The sequence below is a fragment of the Ginsengibacter sp. genome (assembly GCF_057362405.1).
In genome coordinates this window covers 1-10199 of sequence record NZ_JBMQQG010000278.1, presented here as the reverse complement: position 1 = coordinate 10199, position 10199 = coordinate 1, and the positions used below count along the sequence as shown (strand labels likewise).

At 38.2% G+C, this 10199-nt stretch carries 11 protein-coding genes; 1 reads left to right on the top strand and 10 read right to left on the bottom strand.

Annotated features, from left to right (window positions below):
- Positions 1 to 1514, top strand: a 1514-nt coding sequence (lon, locus tag ACO1O5_RS22930) for an endopeptidase La (protein WP_486274470.1), incomplete at its 5' end; no start/stop codon positions are given.
- Positions 1515 to 1748: 234 nt separating this feature from the next.
- Here lon and ACO1O5_RS22925 read toward each other — a convergent pair.
- From ACO1O5_RS22925 to ACO1O5_RS22880, 10 genes are all read right to left on the bottom strand, one after another.
- A complete protein-coding gene (locus tag ACO1O5_RS22925) occupies positions 1749 to 2360 on the bottom strand; it encodes a fumarylacetoacetate hydrolase family protein (protein ID WP_486274468.1) in 612 nt (203 codons plus the stop codon).
- 91 nt (positions 2361 to 2451) lie between these two features.
- Positions 2452 to 3048: an aminoacyl-tRNA hydrolase gene (pth, locus tag ACO1O5_RS22920; RefSeq protein WP_486274466.1), complete on the bottom strand. Its 597-nt coding sequence runs from the start codon at positions 3046 to 3048 to the stop codon at positions 2452 to 2454.
- Between the two features lie 592 nt (positions 3049 to 3640).
- Positions 3641 to 6109, bottom strand: coding sequence for a DNA translocase FtsK (locus ACO1O5_RS22915; RefSeq protein ID WP_486274465.1), 2469 nt, complete (start codon positions 6107 to 6109; stop codon positions 3641 to 3643).
- Between the two features lie 123 nt (positions 6110 to 6232).
- Positions 6233 to 6622, bottom strand: a complete 390-nt coding sequence (locus ACO1O5_RS22910) for a DUF423 domain-containing protein (protein WP_486274464.1) — start codon at positions 6620 to 6622, stop codon at positions 6233 to 6235.
- Between the two features lie 35 nt (positions 6623 to 6657).
- A complete protein-coding gene (locus ACO1O5_RS22905) occupies positions 6658 to 7173 on the bottom strand; it encodes a shikimate kinase (RefSeq protein WP_486274463.1) in 516 nt (171 codons plus the stop codon).
- Positions 7170 to 7508 carry a DUF5615 family PIN-like protein gene (locus ACO1O5_RS22900; protein ID WP_486274461.1) on the bottom strand — a complete coding sequence of 113 codons (339 nt, stop codon included), beginning with the start codon at positions 7506 to 7508 and terminating at the stop codon, positions 7170 to 7172. The genes ACO1O5_RS22905 and ACO1O5_RS22900 overlap by 4 nt, the downstream gene beginning before the upstream one ends.
- A complete protein-coding gene (locus tag ACO1O5_RS22895) occupies positions 7509 to 7754 on the bottom strand; it encodes a DUF433 domain-containing protein (protein WP_486274460.1) in 246 nt (81 codons plus the stop codon).
- 31 nt (positions 7755 to 7785) lie between these two features.
- Positions 7786 to 8964, bottom strand: coding sequence for an acyl-CoA dehydrogenase family protein (locus ACO1O5_RS22890; RefSeq protein WP_486274458.1), 1179 nt, complete (start codon positions 8962 to 8964; stop codon positions 7786 to 7788).
- Positions 8965 to 9003: 39 nt separating this feature from the next.
- Positions 9004 to 9804 carry an orotidine-5'-phosphate decarboxylase gene (pyrF, locus tag ACO1O5_RS22885; protein ID WP_486274456.1) on the bottom strand — a complete coding sequence of 267 codons (801 nt, stop codon included), beginning with the start codon at positions 9802 to 9804 and terminating at the stop codon, positions 9004 to 9006.
- Positions 9805 to 9813: 9 nt separating this feature from the next.
- Positions 9814 to 10199: FMN-binding negative transcriptional regulator (locus tag ACO1O5_RS22880; protein ID WP_486274454.1), on the bottom strand; the 386-nt coding region annotated here is incomplete at its 5' end.

Here is a 10199-nt window from a genome sequence, read left to right as displayed (position 1 = left end):
TGTTTCACAAAGGCGTGGAAAAATTGGAAAGAATGCACCCTTCAACGCCCGATTATTCTGTAGTATATAATCATTTAGACCTTATGCTGGACCTGCCGTGGGAAGATTATACGAAGGACCAATATGACTTCAAAAAAGCAAAAAAAATACTGGATCACGATCATTATGGAATGGAGAAAATAAAGCAAAGAATTCTCGAATACCTTGCTGTTCTTAAGTTGAAAGGTGATATGAAGAGTCCGATTCTTTGTTTTGTGGGCCCTCCCGGAATTGGAAAAACCTCTTTGGGCAAAAGCATTGCCAATGCGATCAACCGCAAATATGTACGGGTAAGTCTTGGAGGCCTTCACGATGAAAGTGAAATACGTGGCCATCGCAAAACCTACATTGGCGCCATGCCGGGACGGATTTTACAATCCATCAGGAAAATAAAATCTTCCAATCCCGTTATGATTTTGGATGAAATTGATAAAGTAGGAACAGATTTTCGCGGGGATCCTTCTTCTGCATTGTTGGAAGTGCTTGACCCGGAGCAGAATAATAATTTTTATGACAATTACCTGGAAATGGAATATGATCTGAGCAAGGTATTGTTTATCGCTACTGCTAATAATCTTCAAAATATTCAGCCGGCATTACGGGACAGACTTGAAATAATCGATCTTAATGGATACGCCATAGAAGAAAAAATTGAAATAGCAAAGCGCCATCTTATACCCAAACAAAAAGAAGCGCATGGATTGAAAGACGTTCAGTTTAAAATAAGTGATACCGTTATCGAAAAAATAATAGCTGAATTTACTCGGGAAAGTGGGGTGCGTGAACTGGACAGGCAACTGGCAAGTGTTATGCGTAACCTGGCCCGGAATTATGCAGAAAAAGGCAAACTGAAACCTACGTTGAGTATTGGGGATGTAGAAAAGATTCTTGGCAAATCGAGGTATAGTAACGAAATGTATAAAACGGCTAATATGGCGGGCGTTGCAGTGGGTCTTGCATGGACGTATGTGGGTGGAGATATTTTGTTTATTGAAACAACTACCAGTGAAAATGGAAAGGGAGAATTAAAACTCACCGGCAACCTTGGCAATGTTATGAAAGAGAGCGCCAGCACAGCCATGACTTACTTACAAGCTAACGCAAAAAAGTATGGAATAAGCCCCGATGTATTCAATAAGAAAAATGTACACGTTCACGTGCCCGAAGGAGCAGTTCCTAAAGATGGTCCCAGCGCCGGTATTACCATGATGACAGCGCTGGCATCTTCATTTACCGGGCGAAAAGTGAAACCCTATCTTGCCATGACCGGAGAAATTACATTAAGAGGCCAGGTGCTCCCCGTGGGCGGCATTAAAGAGAAAGTGCTAGCGGCCAAAAGGGCCGGCTTAAAAGAAATAATTATGAGCGTTCAAAATGAAAAAGACGTGAATGAAATAAACCCCAATTATATCAAGGGCCTCAAAGTGAATTATGTAAAAACAATGCAGCAGGTGCTGGATCTTGCTCTAATTTGATTTTTCAAAACCATCAACAACATTGCCCCGTATATATAAACAAAATCAACAGTTATTTCTTGTTGGTTGTTTTAAGGGTTAAAGAGATCCCTCCCGATTCTTCGGGAGGGAATTTTTTTATGCCCCCATTGTACATCTCAATAAATTTATTCTTGAACTGTACCAATAAACCAAGAACAATACATTTATCCTGGAGGGGAAATTAATTAAAGGAGATAATAGCTTAGCTATCGCTTATTTAATTTCGAGCTTGAGAAGTGAATCATTTTCAAGAAATGCTTCTAAAGAATCGCCAACCATACATTCGCCAACTCCGGCCGGTGTGCCGGTAAAAATGAGGTCGCCGATATTCAGTGAAAAATAATTGGAAATATTTGCAACTATCGCGTCGATCGAAAAAATCATATTGGCGGAATTGCCCTTTTGAACAATTTCTTTATTTTTTGCGAACGAGAAATTGATATTCTTTTTGTTTATAGCAGGCGTCAAATCAACAAAAGTTCCTACTGCCGCTGAGTTGTCGAAAGATTTTGCTTTTTCCCATGGCAGCCCTTTTTCTTTTAATTGCATTTGAATGTCACGTGCTGTAAAGTCAATGCCCACGCTTATCGCATTGTAGTAATTAGAAGCATGTTTCTCCTGGATGTACTTTCCGTTCTTACTTATTCGGATAACAAGCTCACATTCATAATGAAGCTCATTCGTGAACTCGGGATAGTAAAATGGAGTATGATTTTGAACGAGAGCACTCTTGGGCTTCATGAAAATAACCGGTTCAGTAGGTATCTCATTACCCATTTCCTTTGCGTGATCTGCATAATTACGTCCAATACAAAAAATTTTCATTTTTAAGCAGCTTTATTTATTTGGGTGCCAGAGGTTTAGTTGGCGAAAATATACAAAACATTCTAAAAAAAGAATTTACTTAACAACCGCATTAAGAATTAAATGTAACACTATTTATTGTGTTCATAGTCCTGTCAATTCCAATTGTTGCAAAATTCTCAATTACCTCGATACATTTTTCTATTTTTAGCCTTACGATAGGTATTTCTTCCGGGAGCCATTGGCTGAGAACAAACTCAACCTGCATTCCTTTTGGGAAGTTATTTCCTACTCCAAAACGAAGTTTGGGATATACATCTGTCCCAAGAACATTTTGAATATCACGTAGTCCGTTATGACCTGCATCGCTCCCACTTTTACGCAAACGCAGTTTGTATAACGGAAGGGCGAGGTCATCAACGATAGTTAACGAATTTTCTACAGCAATATTTTCCTTATCCATCCAGTATTTTACCGCCTTCCCACTCAGGTTCATAAATGTGGTTGGCTTTATACAAATAAATATTTTTCCCTTCCACTTGATTTCAGCTACCTCTGCAAGTCGCCCGGCGCGGAAAGTTCCTCCATGTTTTAAAACAAAAGCGCTAATGACATCAAAGCCGATATTGTGCCTCGTGTGCGCATATTCGCTGCCTATATTGCCAAGACCAACAATTAAATACTTCGACATTACAAACGAAGATAGCATTTTGTAAAAAATTTCTAACCCAATAAAAACTGCCTGATTAAGCCGGTAAAGTTGAGTAAAAAAAATATAAGAATATTACCTTGTTGGCAGGGATTGCAGGCACCTTAAGCCTTTTTTGGTTACTCCCCATGTAGTTATCTTTTCACCCTTAATGATACAAAATGTAAGACTTATTAAGCCCCTTTCGATGAGGGGATATAATGATCTTTTCATGTCTTTTGGACCGAACGCCCTCCTTCTGATTTGATTTGTGCATACTTTCTTAAGGGCCAATAACATGGATGGAGATAAAGGGTGTTCTCTATCACGGTAAAAATAGCCACGGGGGAAAGATCTTATAATTGCCACAAATCTGTTTACTGTAAGCTACAGCTATTATAATAGCAAAACGTAACTATTAAAACATCATTGATAAAGTGCTTGCATTCGAAGACTTATACACTACAGATAACCCAACTATAACTAATTTACGTGGCTTAAATTTCATTATTTAGATAAAATGCAGGAATTACTTTTCCGATACTGCGCTTTTTCGACAAGGTAAAAATGTTTTGTCGGATCAGTTTGCGTTTAGGCATGGCTGTAAGTTATTCTAATTCCCATTGAGATATTGTTGCAGTTCTGCATCTGTTTTAATAAGAACATCTCTCACTTTACTGCCCTGGTTAGGGCCCACAACACCAGCCGCCTCCAATTGGTCCATTAATCTGCCGGCGCGGTTATATCCTAGTTTCATTCGGCGCTGTAATAATGATGTACTTCCGCTTTGGCTTTGCACAATTAATTTAGCAGCATCTTCAAAAAGTGCATCCCGGTCGTTGACATCAAATTCTTTATTTTCAAATTCTTTTTCATCAACATACTCTGGCAACATGAATGCCTGTGGGTAACCTTGCTGATCCCCGATAAAATCAGTAACCTGGTCAACCTCAGGTGTGTCCACGAATGCACATTGCAAACGCGTAAGCTCCCCGTTATAACTGATGAGCATATCTCCCTTTCCAATTAATTGCTCAGCGCCGCCTATGTCAAGTATAGTGCGACTATCAATTTTGCTGCTCACTTTAAAAGCAATACGCACGGGGAAATTCGCTTTGATCGTTCCTGTAATAATGTTAACCGATGGTCGCTGAGTTGCAATAATCAAATGTATACCTACCGCTCTTGCAAGCTGTGCCAGCCGGGCAATCGGCATTTCAACTTCTTTGCCGGCGGTCATTATCAGGTCAGCAAATTCATCAATTACCAAAACGATAAATGGCAAATATTGATGCCCCTTTTCAGGATTCAGTTTTCTTGCAACAAATTTTTCATTGTATTCCTTTATATTTCGGGTACCCGCTTCCTTTAGTAAATCGTAGCGGTTATCCATTTCAATACACAAGGCATTGAGTGTATGAATAACTTTTTTTGTATCGGTAATAATGGCATCTTCTTCACCGGGCAATTTGGCTAAAAAATGTTTTTCAATACTTTTATAAATACTTAACTCAACTTTTTTGGGATCAATTAAAACAAGCTTTAACTGCGACGGATGTTTTTTATATAAAAGAGAAACGAGAATTGCATTTAAGCCAACAGATTTACCTTGTCCGGTAGCACCTGCCATTAGTAAATGAGGCATTGTTGTTAAGTCAACAATAAAATTCTCATTGTCAATTTTTTTACCAATAGCAATAGGTAATGAAAAATTGTTATTCTGAAATTTATCTGAATTCAGCAAAGACCGCATGCTCACAATGGTCTTCTTCACATTGGGGACTTCAATCCCTATCGTACCTTTCCCCGGAATGGGAGCAATAATACGAATACCAAGCGCAGCAAGGCTTAGGGCGATATCATCTTCAAGATTTTTTATCCGTGAAATGCGAACACCCGGAGCCGGAACAATTTCATATAAGGTTACGGTTGGCCCAACTGTTGCATAAATTTTTTGTATTTCTATATCGTAGTTCCTGAGTGTATTGATAATCTGGTTCTTGTTAGTTTCCAGTTCCGTTACATCCTGAATTATTTTTTCACTTCCGTGGGTTTCTAACAAATCTACAGTTGGAAATTTATAATTTCTTAAATCAAGTATTGGATCGTATGGTTGCTGAGGCTTTGGTTTTGTTATAACGGTTTCTTCTTTTTCAATATCGGTTGGTAACGGTTTTACTTCCAGTTGAAGGCCGTTTTGAGGCGATTTGTTCGTAGCGGGATTAGTAATTTTTTCTTCTCTTATTTCAGCTAGTGGAAATTCTTTCCTTTCTCCGGGTTTTATGATCAAAGCCTTTTCCTCTTTTTCCACAATACCGAATTCATGATTAATCTTGTCGTCTTTGGTAACCGGCATGCTTGTTAATGGTACGAAATCATCCGTTAAATTTTTTATCGGTTCTGGATCGGTATCAAAAAGGGTATCGGCATCTTTGGAAACTCCATCATTGCGATTTAATTTTTTGTACAGCAAGTCGAACGAAGGGTTAAAACGCCAGATGATGTAACTGCCTATGGCTACTAATAAAAGCGAAGCGGTCCCCACTTTACCAATCATGTTTTGCAACCATTGATTTTCCATATCGCCAACGGCGCCACCCCAGGGAAAAGGATGGCCTTTAAACAAAAACGAAGCCGTAACGCTTACTACCAAAAGGCCCACTATTACATAACGAATATTGCGACCAACGGAGAAAACTTTCTTTGGTGCAAATAAATTTACTCCTACTATAAAGAAGAATGTACAAAAAAGATAAGAAGCAATACCAAAACCCGACCTGAAAAAAAGATCCGAAAAATATGCCCCTGCAGTACCGAGCAAATTTGCCATTGGTTCAGCATGACTGGGTAACAGGATCTTCGCTCCTTTAAAAACCTTTGATTGATCTTCCTGCCAGGTAAATAAATAAGAAGTAAAAGAAAGGAAAAGTAAAACCGATGTCAGGATAAGAATTGTCCCGGCAATCTTATGAGACCGCTCGTCCTTGAGCAACTTTTTTACCTCGACTTTCGTTTCAACATCAGCCTTAAATTTCTTAGGTTCTGCCGCTTTATTTTTTTTTGCTTTTTTAATAGTAGCCATTTGCTTACAAAGATAGATAAATGGTTAAATGGACGAATGAATGAATTGTTCTATTGTTGAATCATTATAGATGAAGTTCAAATAATTTCAGCAGCTTTCATCCGAACGCTATATTGATGGAGTTTAACGTTTTCCTTTTATTCCCAAAAACAAACAAAGCCAACCCGCGATAAAACACATGCCACCAACAGGTGTAATAGCACCCACCCAATCATAGCCCGGTAACACGGCAGCCTTAATAAAAGTTAGCAGGTATAAAGAGATACAGAAAAAAATAATTCCCGCGATAAATAATTTGCCCGCCCATTGCATAAGCTTATTGGGAAATTCTTTATACAAAATACCTGCGGCTAACAATGCAAAAGCATGATAAAACTGGTAGCGTACTGCCGTTTCAAAAATGCTCACCGCATAATCAGAAACATGCTGTTTAAGCGAATGAGCAGCAAAGGCTCCAAGCGCTACCGAAAGCGCACCTAACAATGTAGCAGTTTTTAAAAAACCTTTGTGCATTGATATAAGAAATTAAGATTTTAAATATATTTTAACTACTCAGTTTTTTTTGAAATGAGATTCGAAAGTGACTTTTCATTGAGTTCCTCAACATTTAAAATAAAATCGGCCATGGAATAAAAAGATTCTCTTTCCGCTAATTTATTTTGAATAAAAAGTAATAATTCCGAAGAATCCACTTTTTTTATGACCGGCCTTTTTTCAGTTTCGTTCATTACCTGCTTTAAAAGTATTTCCGGTTTCGCTTTTAAATAAATCACCGTGCCGTGTAATTTCATCCATTCCATGTTATCCGAAAAACAAGGCGTTCCCCCGCCGCAGGCAAGTACAAAATTCAATTCATTTTTGAATTTCCGGAGATGATCTCTTTCCAGTTGACGAAATTTTTCTTCTCCGTCTTTATCAAAAATGTCTGTGATTGCTTTTCCGTATTCGTTTTCTATTATTTCATCCAAATCGTAAAATGTCAATCCATTTTCTTTCGCCCAAATAGATCCCCAGTGCGTTTTTCCGCTCCCCATAAAACCGACGAGAAAAAAATGTTTGTTCAAAATCCCTGAATTTTTTCTTCATTAATAATCACGAATGAACTTGACAAAAGAACTTCTTCAACATCTTTCCAAATTAACTCTATGAATAAATTAAACTTCTTTTTTTTTAAATTCCCTGTTTTTATCCAAACTACTTTGGGGTAATTATTAGAAGATAGATATCTAAAATAAAAATCCGAGTCTTTTGTGACTATGGTAAGCTCCTTTGAAAGTGCATATTGCCAAATATCAGAATCTAAATCTACATGTGGTATTTCAGAAACATGGATAAATAAATCACTGTTCCATGCCGGTAAAAATGCAGGTAAATTCTCATCGATAAGATATTTAACCATTTATGTGGAAAGCTTGATAGATTTAATCAAAGTAGGCTTGTCAAAAAGCATCGAGGTAAATTCTTTGCATGTTTGCAAATCTTCTGAGGTCATTCTTGGATATCCTTCTAAAACGGTTTCATCATCGTCCCCGGCAAGCACAAAGCTCATTACAGATTGCACAGTAATCCTTGTTCCCTTAATGATAGGCTTGCCGTTACATATATCGGGATTAGAAACAATGTTTTTATATAGCTGATATTCCATGTCTGGCAATTTACTAAAAAAAAGACATTTCCTATTTAAATGCATTCAACCCAGTAACGTCCATGCCTGTAATAAGCAGATGCACATCATGTGTGCCTTCATAAGTAATCACACTCTCGATATTCATCATGTGGCGCATAACAGGGTATTCGCCTGTAATACCCATACCACCGAGCATTTGCCGTGCTTCACGGGCAATGTTAGACGCAATTTGACATGAATTTCTTTTGGCCATGCTCACCTGTTGCGGTGTCGCTTTGCCTTCATTCATCAATACCCCAAGCCGCCAGTTCAGGAGCTGAGCTTTAGTGATTTCAGTTATCATTTCTGCGAGCTTCTTTTGCTGCAATTGGAAACTTCCGATAGGTTTATCAAATTGAATTCTTTCTTTGGAATATCGCAAGGCTGTATCATAACAATCCATGGCGGCTCCAATCGTTCCCCATGCTATACCATACCGGGCCTTCGTCAGGCAACTTAAAGGGCCTTTTAATCCCTTTATATTTGGTAAAATATTTTCTTTAGGGACCTTTACATTATCAAAAACTAATTCTCCGGTTGCGCTTGCCCGTAAGCTCCATTTGTTGTGTGTCGTTGGTGTCGTGAAACCCTCAATGCCACGCTCCACAATTAGTCCGTGTATTTCACCAGCTTCATTTTTTGCCCAAACAACCGCAACTTGTGCAAAAGGCGCATTGCTGATCCACATTTTACTTCCATTCAAAATAACATGATCGCCCGAATCTTTAAAATTGCTCAGCATACCACTTGGGTCACTTCCATGATCTGGTTCGGTAAGGCCAAAACAACCAAGCCATTCTCCACTTGCCAGTTTTGGTAAATATTTTTTTCGCTGCTCTTCACTTCCATAAGCATAAATAGGAAACATTACTAACGACCCCTGCACACTCGCAGTTGAACGAACGCCGCTGTCACCTCTTTCCAGTTCCTGCATCATTAATCCATAAGAAATATAATCAAGACCACCGCCACCATACTCGAAAGGAATCGTCGGACCAAAACATCCCAAATCACCCAATTGCTTTACGATTTGTTGCGGAAATTCAGCCCGCTGTGCATAGTCTTCAATTATAGGAGAGATTTCTTTTTTTATATAGCTTCTTACCGATTCTCTTATCAATTTGTGCTCATCGGTAAGTAACTCATCAACATTAAAGTAATCTGGTGATTGAAATAAATCCTGTGCCATGTAGGTAATAAATTATTGGGTGAAGTTAAATATCGCCTATCAAAGATAACTCATCATTTCTGCCTGGTATTGTTGCGAAATAGTTCTTGCTTCGTCTGCAAAATTTTCACCGTCACTGGCGTATATGATTGCCCGGGAAGCATTTACCAAAAGCCCGCATTCCTTATTCATACCGTATTTTGAAACATCGGCCAGGCTGCCGCCCTGGAAGCCGACTCCGGGAATTAGCAAAAAATTTTCGGGAATGATTTTTCGTATTGAAATAAGTTCCGTTGCTTTAGTAGCTCCTACAACAAACATTAAATTTTCTTTAGTTCCCCACTCACTTACTTTCTTCAAAACTGCTTCATAAAGATAATCATCACCAACTTTCAATTGCTGAAAATCTTCGCTTCCTTTATTACTCGTAAGTCCTAAAACAATAGTGAATTTATTATCATATTCCAGGAAAGGTTGAATACTGTCATACCCCATGTAAGGTGCAACCGTTATGGCATCAAAATTTAATAGTTCAAAAAAAGTTTTGGCATATTGCGATGATGTGTTACCGATGTCGCCACGTTTTGCATCGGCAATTTTAAAATGTGTAGAAGGAATATAATTAACTGTTTGCTCCATTGCCTCCCACCCTTTTATACCACAGCTTTCATAAAACGCGGTATTGATTTTATAGGCAACACATACGTCTTTTGTCGCATCAATTATTTGCCTGTTAAATTCAAAAACTGCACCCGGATGGGACTGAAGGTGTTTTGGTATTCTTTCAACACTGGTATCAAGTCCTACACATAAGTAAGATTTTTTTTCTTTTATCTGTTCGATTAAAAACTTTGCGGTCATTTTTATATTTTATTCTGACAGTCTCTTCTTCATTTCAACAGCTATAGCATTGGCGCCTGCATCAGTGGAGGCGGATAATTTTTCAATAATATTTTTTCTCGATTGAATGTCCCGGTTCTGGCTCAATTTAAAAACATTTTCAATTGATGATATTTCAATTGTAAATCCAATAATTGCTTTTACTAACCGGTCAACATATTCGGTAGGTAATTTATTAAAGGCAGCTTCGCTTTCCTCGTATTCGTAATGATTGGTGAGATCACGAATTATTTCTTTTGTTCTTTCTATATCGTAAAATTTTATTTTGCCTCTTGCTTGCACATCCATATAATTCCAGGTGGAAGCGACTTCTTTCTTTACATACCAACTTGCGCTGACATAAGAATGGGGCCCGT